Below are 18,678 nucleotides of genomic sequence, written 5' to 3' on the forward strand. Positions count from 1 at the left end.
GATTTCGCAATAAACAATGGGGATTTCGCAATAAAGATAGCGAGTTTCGCAATAAACAATGGGGATTTCGCAATAAAGGTAGCGAGTTTCGCAATAAACAATAGGGATTTCGCAATAAAGGTAGCGAGTTTCGCAATAAACAATAGGGATTTCGCAATAAAGATAGCGAATTTCGCAATAAACGATGGAGATTTCACAACAATTAATGAGTAACTATCATCATGCATGTATGATATAGAATGTAATCAAACTGAAGGAGTGGACAACTTGGAAGTAAACAATGAAATGATCTTAGTATTAGATTTTGGTAGTCAATACAATCAATTAATTACACGACGTATCCGTGAATTTGGGGTATATAGTGAACTGCATTCTCATCGTTTAACAATCGATGAAATAAAAGAAATGAATCCAAAAGGAATTATTCTATCAGGTGGTCCTCACAGCGTGTACGGTGAAAACAGCTTCCGTTGTGATGAGCGTATTTTTGATTTAGGAATACCGGTTTTAGGTATTTGCTACGGCATGCAGTTGATGACCCATCATTTCGGCGGTGTAGTAGAACGTGCTAATGAGCGTGAATATGGTAAAGCAGATATTCATGTCAAAGAGGGAGCATTACTTTTTGAAGGAACTCCGGAAGAACAAGTAGTCTGGATGAGCCATAGTGACAAGATTATCGAGCCGCCAAAAGACTTTGATATTGAAGCAACAAGCTCTTCCACACCAGTTGCAGCAATGAGTAATAAAGATAAGCAGCTATTTGGTGTACAATTCCATCCAGAAGTACGTAACACGGAATATGGCAATGACTTATTAAAATCATTTGTTTTCCAAGCTTGTAATTGTGCAGGCGATTGGACAATGGCAAACTTCATTGATATGGAAGTAGATAAAATCAGAGAGCAAGTCGGTGATCGTAATGTACTATGTGCATTAAGTGGTGGTGTTGACTCTTCTGTTGTTGCTGCACTTATTCATAAAGCGATCGGTGATCAGTTAACATGTATTTTCGTTGATCACGGCTTATTACGTAAAGATGAAGGTGAAACAGTAATGCGTACCTTCCGTGATCAGTTTAATATGAATATTATCAAAATCGATGCCCAGGAACGTTTTCTTTCCAAGTTAAAAGGTGTGTCCGACCCTGAACAGAAGCGTAAAATTATTGGTAATGAATTTATTTATGTTTTTGATGATGAAGCAGCAAAGCTAGAAAACATGGATTTCTTAGCTCAAGGAACGCTTTATACGGATATTGTTGAAAGTGGAACGGAAACAGCTCAAACGATTAAATCTCACCACAATGTTGGTGGGTTACCAGAAGATATGGATTTTCAGTTAATTGAACCATTAAATACGTTGTTTAAAGACGAAGTACGTGCTTTAGGAACAGAGCTTGGAGTACCTGATGAGATCGTATGGCGTCAACCATTCCCGGGACCTGGCCTTGGTATCCGTGTACTTGGCGAAATCACGCCAGAGAAAGTAGAAATTGTCCGTGAATCAGATGCGATCTTGCGTGAGGAAATTAAAAAAGCTGGATTAGATCGTGACATCTGGCAGTACTTTACAGTGTTACCGGACATCCGCAGTGTAGGTGTGATGGGAGATGCGCGTACGTATGATTACGCGATCGGTATCCGTGCGGTAACGTCGATTGATGGAATGACATCTGATTGGGCTCGAATTCCGTGGGACATTTTGGAGAAGATATCTGTACGGTTAGTTAATGAAGTGGACCACATTAATCGTGTGCTGTATGATGTGACAAGTAAGCCACCAGCTACGATAGAATGGGAATAAAAGATGAGAATATTTTGGTAAAAAATATATTGATTATACTACATTTTTGAAGATAATTAAGGGATTGTATGTTTAATCAGTGAATAATATGTTTTGAATAAATAATTAGAAGTGAAGAATAGCCGATACCATCAGGTTTGGGCTATTCTTAGTCTAACTATCAATCAAGCAAAAGTTGGTATGCTTTACGCTCACCGTGTTCAATAGGAAAATAGATCATTCCCCTATAATTAAATCCTGCATTCACAATCACTTTTTGCATAATCTCATTTTTCGGATATGTATCAACACGTACATCTTTAAATTCCATTTGACGTGAGAGCACAATTAAATCATGTAATAGTATTTTAGATAACCCTTTCCCACGGACATGTAAATCTACCGCAATTCTATGGATAACGATGTAAGAATCTTCTTGTTCTTCCCATGATCCTTCCGTTATATTTTCGTAAGGCGCTTCTGGACCAGGAACTAACGCACCGTACCCCGCTACCTTGTTATCGTAGATTAAGACATGTGCATATCCTTTTTCGATATCCTGTTTAATTAATTCAGGTGTCGGGCCTTCTCCATTTTGCCATTGTGGCACCCCTTGCTCCTTTAAATAGGCAATTCCATCATTTAAAATCGACATGATTGCTTCTGCATCATGTATCGTTGCTTTTCGAGTATAGACGAACATCGTTTAATCCTCCGATTTTTTAAAATGTGTTTTCTTATTATTACCGAGTTTAGACCGTTTTAACAAGCAAAACGCACTTCTTAAAGATAGCAAATGGTTTTTAAATTGTGTGCCTACTGTTCTTCATACCGATTAAAACTAAAAGAATAATAGTTTCTATCAAAAGATGACCAACTTCCTAAGGACTCCCGACTGAAATTACTAAAATCGCATAAATCATAATCATTACTATTTACGTTTCGGGTTTAATGGTTTATAATATCATGTAATCGTAATGATTACGATTTGACCTTATTTGGATAGTTATATTGATTCTTTATAGAAAGGAGAACGTAGGTTTAAACTTAAATTTATTGGTCGAGAAGATAAATAAGTGCTGCTATCAAAACGTAATAATGATGATTAAAGAAAAAATGTATAGGAGAGGGAAGAAGAATGAAAAGATTACTTACTAGTTTATCAATTTTATTGTTAATCAGTTTTTATCTAACTGCATGTCAAGGCACAGAAGGTGAGCAAGTGGATGGAACAGAGGAAGGGGAACAAGAAGTACATACAGACGAAGAACATGACCATGACCATCATGAAGACGAAGGACAAGAGATAGAAGCACCAGAAGGTATTGAAATCGAAGGAGTTGCTGACCATTATCATACAGGGGATACAATGGAGCTAACTGCAGTCTTAGAAGAAGATTCAGAGTTCGATCATTGGCACTGGTATAGTAGAGAAAGTGAAGAAGCTGAATGGGAAGTTGTTTCAGGACAGGAGTCAGAAACGTTTACAGGTGAAGCAACAGTCAATGGATTAGAAATTAAAGCAGTTTTATTCGATGATGATCACGAGCCTAGTGTTCAGTCCGCACCAGTTGAAGTTATCATTGATGACCATCATGGACATGATGAAGAAAGTCAACAAATCTATGAAGGTTACTTTGAAGATAGTCAAGTAGAAGATCGTGAGTTGTCAGATTGGGAAGGGGATTGGCAATCGGTTTATCCATATCTGTTATCTGGAGATTTAGACGAAGTGTTTGAACATAAAGCAGAAGATGGAGATATGACAGCAGAAGAGTATAAGGAGTACTACACTATTGGATACGAAACGGATGTTGAGCGCATCATTATTGAGGATGGCCAGGTAACCTTTTTTGAAAATGGAAATGAATATTCAGGAGAGTACAAATCAGATGGTTACGAGATTCTTACTTATGAAGCAGGTAATAGAGGTGTACGATTTATATTTGAATTAGTGGATGGATCAGATGAAATGCCTCAGTATATTCAATTTAGTGATCATAATATATTCCCGGTCGATTCTCATCATTATCACTTATATTGGGGTGATGATCGTGAAGAACTGTTAGAGGAAGTTACGAATTGGCCAACGTATTATCCTTCCGAATTAGATAAGGATGGAATCGTTCAGGAAATGCTAGCACATTAATTGTTTGAACGACGTTATTCCAATGGTTTGATAAGAATTCTTTAACCCTCAAGGGCTAACAAACCTGCTGAGGGAAGTCTGACTTTATCATAAGATAATAAAAAATGTAATGAATATAACAAAGAAGGTATTTTTTTAGTGTTTAAATCGTAATCATTACGTATAAAGTGGTGTAAGGAGAATGGATAATGAAAAGAAATTGGTTCGTCACTGTTTTATTTAGTTTCATTATGTGTGCTACTCTCTTGGGATGTAATCAAAATGAGGGTGAAAGCACTGCAAATGAAAAGTTATCAGTTGTCACATCGTTTTATCCAATGTATGAATTTACGCAACAAGTAGCAGGGGATCGAGCGGATGTATCACTGATGGTCTCTGCCGGAGAAGATGCACACCATTATGAACCAAGCGCACAAGATGTAGCAGGTGTTAATGAAGCAGAAGTATTGGTTTATAGCAGTGAAGAAATGGAACATTGGGTAGAGAGTTTATTAAATACAGTAGAGAACGATGATCTTGTAATAGTTCGTACAGCAGATGGTGTTGACCTAGTTAATACTGAAGGTTCAGATCATGACCATGATCATGAGGACGAGGAAAATCAAGAAGCTATTGGAAATATAAACATTCAAGGAGTTGCTGATCATTATCACACTGGTGACATGATCGGATTAACAGCGGAATTAGATGAAGATGTAGAATATGATCACTGGCACTGGTATACAAGGGAAAGTGCTGATGAGGAATGGGCAACTGTTCCGGATCAAGGAGGACCTGAATTCGAATATGAAGCCTCAGGAGAAAGTTTCGAACTTCGAGCGGTACTTTTCGATGGCGAACATAATGAATATGCAGCATCAGAACCAGTAGAAATTGTCATTGATGATCATGATGGTGACGATCATGATCATAGCGAAGAAGAACACGATCATAATCATGGTGAAGAAGGCGGGCATGATCACGAACATGGCCAAGACGAGGAATCTGGTCAGGATAATGAAAATGGAACTGGTACCATTGAAATCGCCGGCTTGGCGGATCACTATCACACAGGAGATGTAGTTACACTTGTTGCTCAGCTCGATGAAAATATAGAGTATGATCATTGGCACTGGTTTACACGTGAAAGTGAAGATGAGCAATGGGAAGTTGTATCTGGTCAGCAAACCGATCACTTTGAATATGAAACCACTGGAGAAAGCTTCGAAGTTAAAGCGGTACTTTATGACAACGATCATAATACGTATGCGGAATCTGAGCCAGTGTCCATTATCATCGATGATCATGAATCACACGATCCACATATTTGGTTAGATCCGGTATTAGCACAAGAACAAGTGAATGTTATTCGTGATGCACTAATTGAAGCAGATCCAGACGGAAAAGAAATTTATGAAGAAAATGCGGAAGCCTTTAACGAAGAGCTTCAAGCATTAGATGAAGAATATCAAGCAAAACTTGGAGATGCAGAGAATCGTGCTTTTGTAGTGCAACACCAAGCATTTGGATACCTTGCAAACCGATATAATTTAGAGCAAATCGCTATTGGCGGTTTATCTACAGAAGTAGAACCAAGTCCATCGCGTATTGCTGAGATTGCAAACCTAGTGGAAGAGCATGATGTTCCAGTTATTTATTATCAACAGGGCGCTAATTCAGCAATAGCAGAAACGGTCGCTACTGAAACAGGAACAGAGACAGCAGCTATGTATGATTTAGAAGTATTGTCTGAAGAATTACAAGCAGAGGATCTAGGATACGTCGATGCGATGCGTCAGAACTTGGAAGCTTTACAGTTAAGTGTTCAATAACAGGATTTTTAAATCATAAGTCGAAAGAATATCATAAAAGAAAGGTCGCTTAATGGTGCATTATATTGAAGTGAAAAACCTTGCCTTTCAGTACGAAGAAGAACCAGTGTTAGAAAATATTTCATTTGAAGTAGATGCAGAAGATTTTGTAATGCTGACAGGAGAAAATGGTGCAGCAAAAACGACACTATTACGTAATATTTTGGGGTTACTTAAGCCATCGAAAGGTAGTGTCCGAATCGCTTCCCAAAATCACTTTGGTGAGAAGTTAGTTGTCGGATATGTTTCCCAGCAAGTTGCATCCTTTAACGCTGGCTTTCCAAGCACTGTACTGGAGCTTGTGCAATCTGGGCGCTATCAGAGAGGTAAATGGTTTAAACGTTTAGATAAAGAAGACAAGATGCATGTCCAACGGTCACTTGAATCAGTGGGAATGTGGGACATGCGGCATAAGAAAATCGGAGAACTATCTGGTGGACAAAAACAGCGAATTTCTCTCGCTCGTGTATTTGCAACAGATCCTGATTTGTTCGTACTAGATGAACCTACTACAGGTATGGATGGGAATGCTCGAAAAGAATTCTATAAGTTACTCAAACACAATTGTAAAGAACATGGTAAAGGTATTTTGATGGTTACCCACGATCATGAAGAAATTCGCCACTATGCTGATAAACATATTGAGCTAGTGAGGAAGGAGGACTCACCGTGGAGATGTTTTTCCATGGATTCATGCAAAGAGCTTTCCAAGCCTCACTCTTAATATCATTAATTGCACCAGTTTTAGGCTTGTTTTTAATTTTACGTAGACAATCTCTAATGGCAGACACGTTATCCCATGTCTCCTTAGCAGGTGTAGCACTGGGCTTGTTAATTGGTGTTAATCCAACATGGACCAATATGTTAGTGGTAGCGGTGATTGCGATATTACTGGAATATTTGCGTGCGGTGTACCGCACCTATTCGGAAATTTCTATTGCGATTTTGATGTCAGCCGGAATGGCTCTAGTATTAGTCCTAATGGGATTAAGTGATGGCGGGGCAACTTTAAGTATCAACCAATTTTTATTTGGTTCAATTGTTACCATTAGTGAACAGCAAGTATGGATGTTATTAATGCTTACCATTATTATTAGTCTACTATATTTAGTTTTTCGCAAGCCTATGTATATTTTGACATTTGATGAAGAAACAGCCTTCACCGCTGGGCTGCCTATCAACACGATGTCTGTTTTGTTTAATGTATTAACAGGAATAACAATTGCTGTGATTATGCCTATCGTTGGGGCTTTGTTGGTTTCAGCCATCATCGTTTTACCCGCTGCTATCTCGATGCGTTTAAGTAAAAGTTTTAATGGTGTTATTTTAATCGGAATAGTTATTGCATTAATTGGGATGTTAAGTGGCTTAGTCGCTTCTTATGAAGTAGGTACTCCCCCGGGAGCTACGATTACATTAATATTAATTGTAGTTTTTGCTATCACAGCATTTATCAAGAATGTATTTCGTTACAATAAATTCGAAAGATTTTTTAAGAAAAGTAATATATGAGAATAGAAAAGAAGTCGCGACGCTAGAAAAGGTTGCGACTTCTTTTGACTTCTGTTCATGACTAAACACAACATTTCCCAAAGTAGATGTCTCAGTTAAACCGACTTTTCTGGTTTATAGCTCTGCGCTTTGCTAAGAACATTAAAGTGATAAAGACCTAGGATTTTCTATTCCAATTTATGTTAAAATAAAAGAAAAAAGGTGGAATACAAATGAATCTAAAGTTGATCGACGAAATCAACATCTTGGTTGATCGAAAGTTAGTTATATGGTTGAATGTATGGGCTATGGTGATGTTCTTCGTGTTGTTAGTTGGTGGTTTATTCTTGTCTTCAGAAGGGTCTGTCCCTATTACTGCATTAGGTTTATTTAGCTTCTTCATCACTTTAGTGCTTACCTTCTTCTTGCATGAATGGATTCATGGCATCTTTTTTAAAGTGTTTGCTCCTGGGTCCAAGGTGCAATATGGATTCAAGAGTGGTATGCTCTATGCAGCTAATCCGGGCACGAAATACAACAAACAACAATTCACTTGGATTGTGATCATGCCTTTTGTTATTATCACCTTATTAGTCTTTTTGTCGTTTATTTTTCCCATTAATCGAGTGGCACTCTATTTACTGTTTGCAATACATACATCTGGTTGTGTTGGCGACTTTTATTATTGCTATAAGTTATGGCGAAACAAAAATCGCCCGATTCTGATCGAAGATACTGCAGAAGGTATTAAAATATTCGAGGAAATAAAAGCGAACAATACTATAGAAAGATAAAAGAATATTCGGATTTAGTCTTGACTAAATCAAAGCTGCCTAGTAATATAGTAATATATTAATGCAAACTTCATATCAACCATAATCATTCGTCGTATAATGTTGGGAATATGGCCCAAGAGTTTCTACCAGAGCACCGTAAATTGCTCTGACTACGAGGAGGATGTAGGATATAGTTTAATAACCATATGACTACACCGAATTGTAAAAAACACTCTTGGAATTTTTTCTAAGAGTGTTTTTTCTTTCGGTCGGAAACAAAAGGAGGAAAGGTAAAGTGAGAAAGTATTTTGAATTTGATCAATTGGGAACAAATTATCGTACGGAAACAGTAGCGGGTATTACTACCTTTTTAGCTATGGCCTATATTTTATTTGTTAACCCGGATATGTTAGCTGCAGAAGGAACTGGGATGGATAGAGATGCGGTATTTGTTGCTACAGCACTAGCGGCAGCTATTGGTACACTGATTATGGGTGTGTTTGCTAGATATCCAATCGCGCTCGCACCGGGTATGGGATTAAACGCATTTTTTACGTATACAGTTGTTTTGGGGCATGGAATTCCATGGGAAACAGCTTTAGCAGGTGTGTTAGTATCAGGTATTATCTTTATTATTTTGACGCTTACTGGTATTCGTGAAAAAGTCATTAATGCAATTCCACCAGTTTTAAAGATGGCAGTAGGTGCCGGTATTGGTTTGTTTATTGCATTTATTGGTTTTCAAAACTCTGGAATTATCATTGCCGACCCATCAACAATGGTGGCCTTAGGTGACCTAACTGCAGGTCCGACGTTGTTAGCTGTTTTTGGTGTTTTCGTCACGGTTATATTGCTTGCTTTAGGACTAAAAGGTGGCGTATTTTACGGGATGATCATCACAGCCATTGTGGGTATGATCTTTAGTCAGGTACCAACTCCCGAGGGAATTGTTGCTCCTATTCCTAGTATGGCTCCGACATTTGGCGCAGCTTTTGCTCATTTAGGGGAAGTATTTACTTTAGAAATGTTAGTGGTTATTTTAACTTTCTTATTCGTAGACTTTTTTGATACTGCAGGTACGTTAGTTGCCGTTGCTTCCAAAGCAGGTTTACTAAAAGATAATAAACTACCTAGAGCAGGAAAAGCACTATTCTCAGATTCAGCGGCTACTGTAGTGGGTGCGACATTAGGGACATCAACTACTACTTCTTATGTAGAATCTGCAACAGGTGTTGGTGCAGGTGGACGTTCCGGATTCGCGTCAGTTATAACAGCAGTATTGTTTATCTTAGCGTTATTCTTTTCACCATTACTAGGAGTAGTTACTTCATCGGTGACAGCACCAGCCTTAATTATTGTAGGGGTATTGATGGCATCTTCCTTGAAGGACATTCCATGGGATGATTTTGTTGTAGCTGTACCGGCGTTTTTAACGGTAGTAACCATGCCGTTAGCATACAGTATTGCGACAGGTATTGCAGTAGGTTTTATTTTCTACCCGATTACAATGGTTGCAAAAGGTAAAGCAAAAGAAATCAACCCGATCATGTGGTTCTTATTCGTTATCTTCATCTTGTATTTAGCATTCTTACACTAATAGCGTGGAAGGCTTTGGCAGAACGCCAAAGCCTTTTATTTATAGGAAACTATAAAATATGAGAATTTGTCTAGCTCCGAGCACCCTAAACTTATCACCGTTACACTATTAGCAAGATGCCTCCACTTCATTTTTTCCTATATAAATCAGGTTTCTATTTGAGTTCAGCTATTTAAAAATAGTTTTGATTATATAAAACTAGTGTGATATACTTTTACCAAAGTTAAAGTATGAAAGAGGTTACACATATATGCCGATTATCCAGTCAGTCGATAGAGCATTAAAAATTCTTGATTTATTCAATGAACATAACAGTGAAATGAAGATTACAGAAATTAGCAAGAAATTAGAGTTAAACAAAAGCACAACGCACTCATTATTAAAAACATTAAAAGAACATGACTATATTAAACAGGATGCCGATAGCGGAAAATACAGTTTAGGATTAAAATTGTTAGAACGAGGTCAATTTATGCTAAATAGTTTGGATATAAGGGAAATTGCCCGGAAATATCTGATTGATTTATCCGTCACAACTGGTCAGACAACCCATTTAGTGATACTAGAAGGTATGTATGGTGTCTACATTGATAAGGTCGAGGGTGAGTCAGCAGTTGTTTATTCTCGAATAGGAAAGCGGGTTCCCATTCATAGCAGTGCTGTCGGAAAATCACTAATGGCATTTAGACAACCAAAGGACATAGAAGAACTACTTCAACATTATGACTTTTTTGCTCAAACAACCAATACTATTACAGATAAACAAGTATTTATTGACGAACTAGCAGAAGTTAGAAAACAAGGTTATGCGATAGATAATGAGGAAAATGAACCTGGTATATTCTGTATTGCGGTTCCCGTATTTAATCACACCAATCATGTGGTGGCAGCTATTAGTATTTCTACAACAAAACAAACGATAACATCCGCCTTAGAACAAAAAATTATAGATACACTGAAACAAACATGTTCCGAAATTTCCCAAGCGTTAGGTAATAAAGAAATTTATCTGTAAAAGGATAAATTTTTTAATAATTATAATAAAGAACTATGTTTTATAATATAAAACTAAAAGGAGGGAATAACGGCTTTCTTTTTATTAAATAAATAGGAGGAATGTTAAATGAAAGTAATCAGATTTAAAAAAGATTCAGGTGTAAATCAATTAGCAGTGGTTCATGATGATAATCAAATCTATGAGTTATCGGCAGAGTCATTCCAAGATTTAATGCGTGTAGCAGAGAAAGCAAACAAGAGTTGCAGTCAGGTTATCGAAGAGGAAATAATCAATAAACAGCCTATTTCGCAAGACTTAGCAGAGTTAAAGTTATTAGTCCCTGTTGTGTCAGATGAAGTATGGGCTGCTGGTGTCACGTATTTAAAAAGTAAAGAAGCAAGAAACAGAGAAGCAAAAGTAGAAAAAGATTCTTTCTATGATAAGGTATACGATGCTCCAAGACCCGAAATTTTCTTAAAATCTACTGCTAGAAGATTAATAGGACCTAATGAACCGGTTGGAATTAGAACAGATTCTAATTGGCAAATACCAGAGCCTGAATTAGCTCTAGTAGTGAAGGCTGACGGGGAAATTGTAGGTTATACAATTGGTAATGATATGAGTAGCCGTGATATTGAAGGAGAAAACCCACTCTATTTACCACAGGCCAAAATGTGGAAACATTCTTGTTCGATTGGTCCGGCAATTTTGTTAGCGGATACAGTAGAAGATCCTTATAATTTAGCAATTGAATGTCGGATTAAACGTGAAGGTGAGTTAGTGTCAAAAGGATCTGCTAATACATCTATGTTGAAAAGATCTTATAACGAATTAGTGTCTTACTTAATCAAAGATAATGATATTCTAGATGGAACAACATTACTGACTGGAACTTGTATCATTCCAGATGACAGCTTCACATTACAGGAAGATGATGTGATTGAAATAGAAATCGGATCAATTGGTGTATTGAAAAATCCAGTTAAACTAACTAGTAATATTAATAAAAGGGAGAGTCTGATATGAGTGGAAAAGCATTCTTGAATTACATTGGTGGAGAATGGAAAGAAACAGTGTCAGGTGAAGTGTTGGAAAGCTACAATCCAGCAAATAAGAATGAAGTAGTTGGCAGTGTGCAAAGCTCAACAAGATCAGAAGTAGATGAGGCAGTAGCACAAGCAAAGAAGGCACAAAAATCATGGAGAAAATTAGCTGGAGCTGAAAGAGGTAATTATCTCTACAAAGCAGCAGCAATTTTAGAAGAAAATTTAGAAGAGATTGCTACAACGATGACGAAAGAAATGGGGAAATCCTTGCCTGAAGCAAAAGGTGAAACGACCCGAGGTATTCAAATTCTAAAGTATTATGCCGGTGAAGGGATGCGTTCTGATGGAGATCTCATTCCCTCAACAGATGCCAGTGCCTTAATGTTTAGCAAAAGAGTTCCAATCGGGGTTGTTGGTGTTATTACACCATGGAATTTCCCAGTAGCAATCCCAATATGGAAGATGGCACCTGCTTTAATTTATGGGAACACGGTTGTCTTAAAGCCTGCAACAGAAGGAGCGGTGACTGCTGCTAAGGTAATGAAGTGCTTCGAAAAAGCAGGTTTTCCTGCAGGAGTTGTTAATTTTGTTACAGGAAGCGGATCAGTTATTGGTCAAGGGTTAGCGGAGAATCCAGATGTTAATGCCGTTACATTTACCGGTTCCAACAATGTGGGGAAAAATATTGGGAAAGTTGTAGCAGCACGCGGTGGTAAATATCAATTAGAAATGGGTGGTAAAAACCCAATCATCATCGCAGAAGATGCTGATATTGAAGCAGCCGTAGACGCAACACTTAGTGGCGGACTAAAATCTACCGGCCAAAAGTGTACTTGCAGCAGTCGTGTTATTGTACAATCTAGTATCTATGATCAGTTCAAAGAACGTTTGATTGAAAAAGCAAAGGAAATTACAGTAGGCGACGGAATGGATGCATCAACTTGGATGGGACCATGTGCAAGTGAAGGGCAGTTTAATACGGTGAAGCATTATATTGCTAAAGGGCAGGAAGAAGGAGCGACATTGGTACTAGGTGGTAATCAGATAACAGAAGGTAATTTAAAAGACGGTTACTATATTGAACCGACTATCTTTGATGAGGTTACCACTAATATGACAATTGCTCAAGAAGAAATCTTTGGACCTGTATTGGCTTTAATGAAAGTAGATACAGTGGAAGAAGCAATTGAATTGGCTAATGATGTAGAATATGGACTAAGTGCTTCGATCTTTTCTAAAAATATTGACCATATTTTATCCTTTATCGATGATATTGAAGCAGGGTTAGTTCGGATTAATTCCGAAACAGCAGGTGTAGAATTACAAGCACCTTTTGGAGGAATGAAAGCATCTAGTTCCTATTCCAGAGAACAGGGACAAGCGGCCAAAGAATTTTTTACAACAACAAAGACGGTTTTTCTTAAAGGATAATCATATAAAAAAGCAGAAACTCATGTACTATCATGTAACATGGGTTTCTGCTTTTTATTTCTTATTACTAACCTAGCGGGCAGAGTATGCCTCTTTTTTCTTCAACACTTTCTCCCCTGCCTCTAGTACTTCAATAATTCGGTCGACATCATATACACTACCTTTCCAAGTTCCGCCACTCACCTTTTGTAAGGCAGCCCAAAGACGTGTATCATCAGGTAAATCTTCTGACGGTTTAATAGCTGCATTAACGTTTCTAGTGGCAAGAATACGAGCCCCTTCCTCAGGTGAGACTTCCTGATCTTTATCACCTACAAAGTTAATCGAACCTTCTAGATTTTTTGCGTCGATTCGAACTTCAATCAGATCGCCATTTTGTAGTTTGCCGATCGGCCCATCTGCTAATCCTTCAGGGCCAACGTGGCCAATACAAGCACCTGTTGATACACCAGAAAAACGGGCATCGGTAATTAAGGTGACATATTTTCCGTAAGATAAATGTTTCAATGCAGAGGTAACCTGATATGTTTCCTCCATTCCTGTACCTAGAGGGCCGCAGCCGGTAAGGATCATAATATCCCCTTTTTTAATTTGTTGGGTCTTGATTGCTTCAATAGCGCTTGCCTCACTAGTAAAAACTTTTGCTTCACTTTTATGGTAGTAAACTTGATTTTCATCTAATCTCGATGCATCAATTGAAGTAGATTTAATAACAGCTCCCTCTGGTGCGATATTACCGGTAGGGAAGGTCACCGTAGAAGTTAATCCACGTGCTTCTGCTTTTTCTTTCGACATAATAACCTCGTCGGCATCAATTTGATCAGCTTCTTTTAATTTTTCTTTCATTTTTTGACGGCGTTCAGATTGTTCCCACCAATCTAAGTTTTCTTGCAGTGTGTGACCAGTAACTGTCATGACATGTTCACGTAATAAACCTAAGTTACGAAGGTGTAACATTACTTCAGGAACTCCACCTGCAAGAAAGGCGCGGATAGTCGGATGTGGGGTAGGTCCGTTTGGTAGTACACTAACAAGGCGAGGTGTCTCTTTGTTAATGCGGTGCCAATCTTCCAATGATGGTGTTTTACATTTTGCTGCATGTGCAATGGCTGGGATGTGTAATAATAGATTGGTAGATCCGCCGAAAGCAGCGTGTACCACCATAGCATTATGGATAGCGTCATCTGTGACAATATCTTTTGTTGTCAGTTGTTGATCTTCCATCGCAGTAATAGCTCTTGCTGATTGACGTGCCATCTCTTTCCATACACTTTGACCTGATGGTGCTAGTGCTGCATGTGGAACAGTCATACCTAATGCTTCGGCAATCACTTGTGCTGTAGCTGCAGTTCCAAGGAATTGGCATCCTCCACCTGGGGTAGCACAAGCCATACAACCTAATTCAGCAGCTTCTTCTAATGACAGTTCATCATTGGAATATCTAGCACCGATAGTTTGCACCTTTCCGGCATCTTCGCCGTATAAAGGTGGTAAAGTTACACCACCTGGTATGACAACTGTAGGCAAATCATGCATCGAAGCTAAGGCAATGATCATAGCTGGCAGACCTTTATCGCATGTAGCTATACCGAGAACAGCATCACGAGTTGGTAATGAACGGATTAAACGACGATATACCATAGCTGCATCATTGCGGTAAGGGAAAGAATCGAACATTCCGGTTGTTCCTTGAGATCTTCCATCACAAGGGTCGCTGACATATGCTGCAAAAGGGATACCTGCATGTTGACTCACTTCATTTGCAGCTTCTTTCATTAAAATATCCACTTCCCAATGCCCTGTATGGTAGCCTAGGGCTAATGGGTTACCGTCTTCATCCTTTAAACCACCTTGTGTACTTAACAATAATACCTGTTTACCATCTAGCATTTTGGGACTCCAGCCCATTCCTACATTTTGGGAAAGCCCAAATAAATTGCCGCTTGGTGATTTTCTCAGCATATGATCAGTCAAGGGTAATTTACCAATTGGTCCCCTTGCAACAGTTTTAATATCGTAGATCGTATCGGGATGATGCATTAAATTATCTAATTTACCCATCAAGAACACCTCTCCTCTAAAGCGTTTACATTAATAATTTAAGTATAGAAGCTATAAAACATTGTGTCAATAATATAAAATTTTGTTTTATATTATAAAACAAAATCCTTTGTATTTGTTATTGACAAACCGTTAACTGCTAGTTATAATGACAAATAACAAAAAATGTTTTATAATGGCAAACATAGTTCGTGATAATAGTATGTTTTTAACTAAGTTTATTCTCTGGATGAACTTGTGTAATAAAAAAAGAAGAAAAGGAGGTATAGCTCATATTAGTTGCTAAATGTAAGCGTTAACAATTTTGGGAAGGGGTTGTATGTATGATTAATAAAAAAATATTTTGGCTAATGTTAGTAACAATTATGTTCGTGTTTGCTGCTTGTGGACCCTCTGATTCAACTGGTACGGATGATGCGCCTGAAGATGTCTCAGGAGACACGGACACAGAAACAGAAAATAGTGGTGAGGATGCAGAAATAGCAGGGGATGGCGAACAAATTACATTGAACTTGTGGCATATTGAAACTGGGCCATCCGAAGAAACGATAGAAGTTGCCGTGGAACGTTTTGAAGAAAATAATCCAAATGTTACAGTTGAAGTTTCACAACAAGAAAATGATCCCTATAAATCCCAGTTAAGTGTTGCTATGGGTGGAGGTAATCCGCCAGATGTATTTCACTCATGGGGTGGCGGTTGGTTGAAACAATTCGTAGACTCCGATCAAGTATTAGATATTACGGATTCCGTTGATGCAAGTCTTTATAATGAAGCAGCACTGTCAGTGGCCACTTTTGATCACAATATTTATGGAGCCCCAGTAAGTATGGATGTAGTACCTGTTTTTTATAACAAAGACATGTTTGAAGAATATGGTTTAGAAGAACCAGAAACCTATGATGACTTGTTAGATATTGTTCAGACATTGTCAGACAATGGTGTCACACCATTTGCCTTGGCAAATCAAACGAAATGGACAGGTTCCTTTTATTTAATGTATTTAGCAGAGCGAATTGGAGGACCAGAATTATTTAATGAAGCTTTTGAACGTTCAGGACGTACGTTTGATGACGAGGCTTACGTGGAAGCGGGTAGGAAAATTCAAGAACTAGTAGAAATGGGTGCTTTCCCTGAAGGTGTTAATGGTATGAACTATGACACGGGTCAATCTCGTCAAATGCTTTATACGGAGAGCGCTGCTATGATGACAATGGGGGGATGGCTAGTAAATAACGTACGTGATGAGATGCCTGAGTTTGAAGATAAATTAGGATTCTTCTTATTCCCGTCAGTTGAAGGTGGAGAAGGTGCGAAAAACCATGTAGTTGGTGGTGTTTCACCAGTATTTTCAGTGGCTCAACAAACTGATCATCCTGAATTAGCTGCTGAATTAGTGAATGAATTAGCTAGTTTAGAAACGGCAACAGAAATGGCTAATAATGCTGGTTCTATCTCTGCTGTCATGGGTGTGGAATACGACGATCCATACATCCAAGAAATGAGTGAAGTATTAGAAAGCTCTGAAGCAATGCAAACATATTATGATCAAACATTACCTCCAGAGTTGGCACAGGTGCATTTAGATACAACGCAAGCATTATTCGGATTGTCAATGGAACCAGAAGAAGCAATGGATGAAGTAGAGGAAAAAGCAGAAGAGGTATTAGAAGAATAATTATTTTAAGAACTACATTAAGGAAGCTCTTTAATGTAGTTCTTCATTATTAACCAGGTGGTGAAGATATGAGCAGATCCCAAGAAATCAGTTTAGATACGGTACGTGTTCGTAAGAAGAGAAAGAACAAAGATACATGGGCGATTATTGGATTTATAGCACCTGCTTTCCTTATTTATGGTGTCTATGTTATTTATTCAATTTTTATGACGTTCTATTATAGTACATTTAGCTGGACTGGTATTGACGCCAATATGGTTTTTGTAGGTTTGGAGAATTATATACGATTATTACAGGATGGCGTATTTTGGACATCGATTCAAAACAATTTTCTGCTAGTTATTGCATCACTTTTAACCCAGTTACCGGTTGGATTAATTATGGCATTATTGCTTTTTAGTCCCATTAAGGGAATGAGGTTATTCCGCTCGGTATATTTTATGCCGTTCTTAATGTCAACGGTAGCGATCGGTATTCTGTTTATCTTCATTTATGAAGGAAACTATGGTTTGTTAAATACCATATTAGGTGCGGTCGGATTAGAATCATTACAAACTGCATGGATTGGAAAAGAAAGTACTGCGATTTGGGCAGTAATCGCAACCGTTTGTTGGCAATTTGCACCTTTTTATATGATCCTCTTTAGAGCAACTATTGTCGGCATACCAGAAGAGTTATATGAAGCGGCTGATATCGATGGAGCAAGTGGATGGCAAAGATTTAAAAATATTACGTTACCATTATTAATGCCTATTATTATTACCTCGGCGATTTTATCTGTAATAGGTTCTTTAAAATATTTTGATCTCATATATGTGATGACTGGCGGTGGACCGAACAACTCTACAGAATTAATGGCAACCTATATGTATAAACAAACATTTACCAATTTTAACATGGGCTATGGCAGTAGTATTTCCTTCTCGATGTTTATTATTGCCTTTATTGTAACAGTCTTTATATTATTAGGTGACAGAACAAGAAGGGGGAATGAATAATGATCAAAGTGATAAAAGGTATTCCGTTATATCTATTGGCGATTGGGATTTTGGTAGTCACCGGTCTTCCTTTTTTGATCATGACTTTAACATCATTTAAAGGACAAATGGAATTCATGACCTCACCTTGGTCTATTCCTAAAAGCTTTTCATTGGATAATTACATGCTTTTAGTCGAACTGGAGTTTTTCGGTTATTTTGCTAACAGTTTGTTTGTTTCGGTTGTCTCGGTATTTATTGTGATTATTATCGCGGCAATGGCCAGTTATCCGCTAGCAAGGTTAAAGTTTCGATTGAGTCGGCCAATCTTTATTTTATTTATGGTCGGAATGATGATACCCATTCATACTACACTTGTTCCAATCTTTATCTTAACCAATAAGATGGGGATATATGATTCATTATTTGGATTGATCGGCCCTTATATCGCATTTGCACTACCGATTTCTATTGTAATTTTTACGCAGTTTATGCGTGATATACCAAAGGAGTTAGAAGAATCGGCAAAAATTGATGGCTGCAGTCATTTACGGTTATTCTGGAATATCATTTTTCCATTATTGACGCCAGCTGTAGCAACAGTTGCTATTTATAATTTCATTCATATATGGAATGAATTTATTTTTGCTTTAGTGCTAACGAATTCCAGTCAAAATGCTACCCTTCCGATTGGCTTGAGAGAGTTCTATGGTGAGTTTTCGGTTAACATTCCTGGAATTATGGCAGCCCTTACACTTGGAAGTCTACCCCTTTTATTGGTATACTTTATAGCACAGGAGAAAATAGTAACTGGACTTGCAGCTGGTTCGGTGAAGGGCTAA

At 37.9% G+C, this 18,678-nt stretch carries 15 protein-coding genes and 1 riboswitch; of the genes, 13 read left to right on the forward strand and 2 right to left on the reverse strand.

The features are described from left to right. Positions 1 to 225 precede the first annotated feature (225 nt). Entirely contained in the window at positions 226 to 1,806 is a 1,581-nt protein-coding gene (guaA, locus tag D569_RS0110225) for a glutamine-hydrolyzing GMP synthase (RefSeq protein WP_051084516.1), read from the forward strand. A gap of 160 nt (positions 1,807 to 1,966) precedes the next feature. Here the strand turns inward: guaA and D569_RS0110230 are convergent, their stop codons facing one another. Continuing rightward, a complete protein-coding gene (locus D569_RS0110230; RefSeq protein WP_018932319.1) occupies positions 1,967 to 2,488 on the reverse strand; it encodes a GNAT family N-acetyltransferase in 522 nt (173 codons plus the stop codon). 435 nt (positions 2,489 to 2,923) lie between these two features. Here D569_RS0110230 and D569_RS0110235 point away from each other — a divergent pair, with 435 nt between their 5' ends. From D569_RS0110235 to gucD, 9 genes are all read left to right on the forward strand, one after another. Then, complete coding sequence (locus tag D569_RS0110235) at positions 2,924 to 3,934, forward strand: ZinT family metal-binding protein (RefSeq protein ID WP_018932320.1); 1,011 nt, start codon at positions 2,924 to 2,926, stop codon at positions 3,932 to 3,934. Between the two features lie 188 nt (positions 3,935 to 4,122). Beyond that, positions 4,123 to 5,745 carry a metal ABC transporter solute-binding protein, Zn/Mn family gene (locus D569_RS0110240; protein ID WP_018932321.1) on the forward strand — a complete coding sequence of 541 codons (1,623 nt, stop codon included), beginning with the start codon at positions 4,123 to 4,125 and terminating at the stop codon, positions 5,743 to 5,745. 52 nt (positions 5,746 to 5,797) lie between these two features. Further along, positions 5,798 to 6,508, forward strand: a complete 711-nt coding sequence (locus D569_RS0110245) for a metal ABC transporter ATP-binding protein (protein WP_018932322.1) — start codon at positions 5,798 to 5,800, stop codon at positions 6,506 to 6,508. Then, positions 6,454 to 7,296: a metal ABC transporter permease gene (locus D569_RS0110250; protein WP_026287291.1), complete on the forward strand. Its 843-nt coding sequence runs from the start codon at positions 6,454 to 6,456 to the stop codon at positions 7,294 to 7,296. Before D569_RS0110245 ends, D569_RS0110250 begins: the two co-directional genes overlap by 55 nt. 212 nt (positions 7,297 to 7,508) lie before the next feature. Beyond that, positions 7,509 to 8,069: a DUF3267 domain-containing protein gene (locus D569_RS0110255; RefSeq protein ID WP_018932324.1), complete on the forward strand. Its 561-nt coding sequence runs from the start codon at positions 7,509 to 7,511 to the stop codon at positions 8,067 to 8,069. Positions 8,070 to 8,141: 72 nt separating this feature from the next. Then, positions 8,142 to 8,244, forward strand: a riboswitch (purine riboswitch). 102 nt (positions 8,245 to 8,346) lie between these two features. Beyond that, entirely contained in the window at positions 8,347 to 9,648 is a 1,302-nt protein-coding gene (locus tag D569_RS0110260) for an NCS2 family permease (RefSeq protein WP_018932325.1), read from the forward strand. Positions 9,649 to 9,898: 250 nt separating this feature from the next. Further along, complete coding sequence (locus D569_RS0110265) at positions 9,899 to 10,663, forward strand: IclR family transcriptional regulator (protein ID WP_018932326.1); 765 nt, start codon at positions 9,899 to 9,901, stop codon at positions 10,661 to 10,663. 108 nt (positions 10,664 to 10,771) lie between these two features. Further along, on the forward strand, positions 10,772 to 11,671 hold the full coding sequence (locus D569_RS0110270) for a fumarylacetoacetate hydrolase family protein (protein ID WP_018932327.1): 900 nt from the start codon (positions 10,772 to 10,774) through the stop codon (positions 11,669 to 11,671). Further along, the gene (gene gucD / locus D569_RS0110275; protein WP_018932328.1) at positions 11,668 to 13,122 is read left to right on the forward strand and encodes an alpha-ketoglutaric semialdehyde dehydrogenase GucD; all 1,455 of its coding nucleotides are present in this window, start codon (positions 11,668 to 11,670) and stop codon (positions 13,120 to 13,122) included. The genes D569_RS0110270 and gucD overlap by 4 nt, the downstream gene beginning before the upstream one ends. A gap of 72 nt (positions 13,123 to 13,194) precedes the next feature. On the opposite strand, the gene D569_RS0110280 is transcribed toward gucD, so the two are convergent. Further along, complete coding sequence (locus D569_RS0110280; protein ID WP_018932329.1) at positions 13,195 to 15,183, reverse strand: YjhG/YagF family D-xylonate dehydratase; 1,989 nt, start codon at positions 15,181 to 15,183, stop codon at positions 13,195 to 13,197. Positions 15,184 to 15,506: 323 nt separating this feature from the next. Between D569_RS0110280 and D569_RS0110285 the strand changes: the two genes are divergently transcribed. From D569_RS0110285 to D569_RS0110295, 3 genes are all read left to right on the forward strand, one after another. Further along, the gene (locus D569_RS0110285) at positions 15,507 to 16,859 is read left to right on the forward strand and encodes an extracellular solute-binding protein (RefSeq protein ID WP_018932330.1); all 1,353 of its coding nucleotides are present in this window, start codon (positions 15,507 to 15,509) and stop codon (positions 16,857 to 16,859) included. A 68-nt stretch (positions 16,860 to 16,927) separates the two neighbouring features. Then, positions 16,928 to 17,857 (forward strand): carbohydrate ABC transporter permease, encoded by a 930-nt coding sequence (locus D569_RS0110290; protein ID WP_018932331.1) that lies wholly within the window; start codon positions 16,928 to 16,930, stop codon positions 17,855 to 17,857. Beyond that, complete coding sequence (locus D569_RS0110295; protein WP_018932332.1) at positions 17,857 to 18,678, forward strand: carbohydrate ABC transporter permease; 822 nt, start codon at positions 17,857 to 17,859, stop codon at positions 18,676 to 18,678. Before D569_RS0110290 ends, D569_RS0110295 begins: the two co-directional genes overlap by 1 nt.

The organism is Gracilibacillus lacisalsi DSM 19029 (assembly GCF_000377765.1).
Classification (GTDB): domain Bacteria; phylum Bacillota; class Bacilli; order Bacillales; family Amphibacillaceae; genus Gracilibacillus; species Gracilibacillus lacisalsi.

Excerpts from the sequence above, each read along its gene's own strand:
- D569_RS0110235 (WP_018932320.1), top strand. The coding sequence starts at position 2,924 with ATGAAAAGATTACTTACTAGTTTATCAATTTTATTGTTAATCAGTTTT.
- D569_RS0110280 (WP_018932329.1), bottom strand. The coding sequence starts at position 15,183 with ATGGGTAAATTAGATAATTTAATGCATCATCCCGATACGATCTACGAT.
- D569_RS0110265 (WP_018932326.1), top strand. The coding sequence starts at position 9,899 with ATGCCGATTATCCAGTCAGTCGATAGAGCATTAAAAATTCTTGATTTA.
- D569_RS0110270 (WP_018932327.1), top strand. The coding sequence starts at position 10,772 with ATGAAAGTAATCAGATTTAAAAAAGATTCAGGTGTAAATCAATTAGCA.
- D569_RS0110230 (WP_018932319.1), bottom strand. The coding sequence starts at position 2,488 with ATGTTCGTCTATACTCGAAAAGCAACGATACATGATGCAGAAGCAATC.
- gucD (WP_018932328.1), top strand. The coding sequence starts at position 11,668 with ATGAGTGGAAAAGCATTCTTGAATTACATTGGTGGAGAATGGAAAGAA.
- D569_RS0110285 (WP_018932330.1), top strand. The coding sequence starts at position 15,507 with ATGATTAATAAAAAAATATTTTGGCTAATGTTAGTAACAATTATGTTC.
- D569_RS0110290 (WP_018932331.1), top strand. The coding sequence starts at position 16,928 with ATGAGCAGATCCCAAGAAATCAGTTTAGATACGGTACGTGTTCGTAAG.
- D569_RS0110255 (WP_018932324.1), top strand. The coding sequence starts at position 7,509 with ATGAATCTAAAGTTGATCGACGAAATCAACATCTTGGTTGATCGAAAG.
- D569_RS0110240 (WP_018932321.1), top strand. The coding sequence starts at position 4,123 with ATGAAAAGAAATTGGTTCGTCACTGTTTTATTTAGTTTCATTATGTGT.
- guaA (WP_051084516.1), top strand. The coding sequence starts at position 226 with ATGTATGATATAGAATGTAATCAAACTGAAGGAGTGGACAACTTGGAA.
- D569_RS0110295 (WP_018932332.1), top strand. The coding sequence starts at position 17,857 with ATGATCAAAGTGATAAAAGGTATTCCGTTATATCTATTGGCGATTGGG.
- D569_RS0110245 (WP_018932322.1), top strand. The coding sequence starts at position 5,798 with ATGGTGCATTATATTGAAGTGAAAAACCTTGCCTTTCAGTACGAAGAA.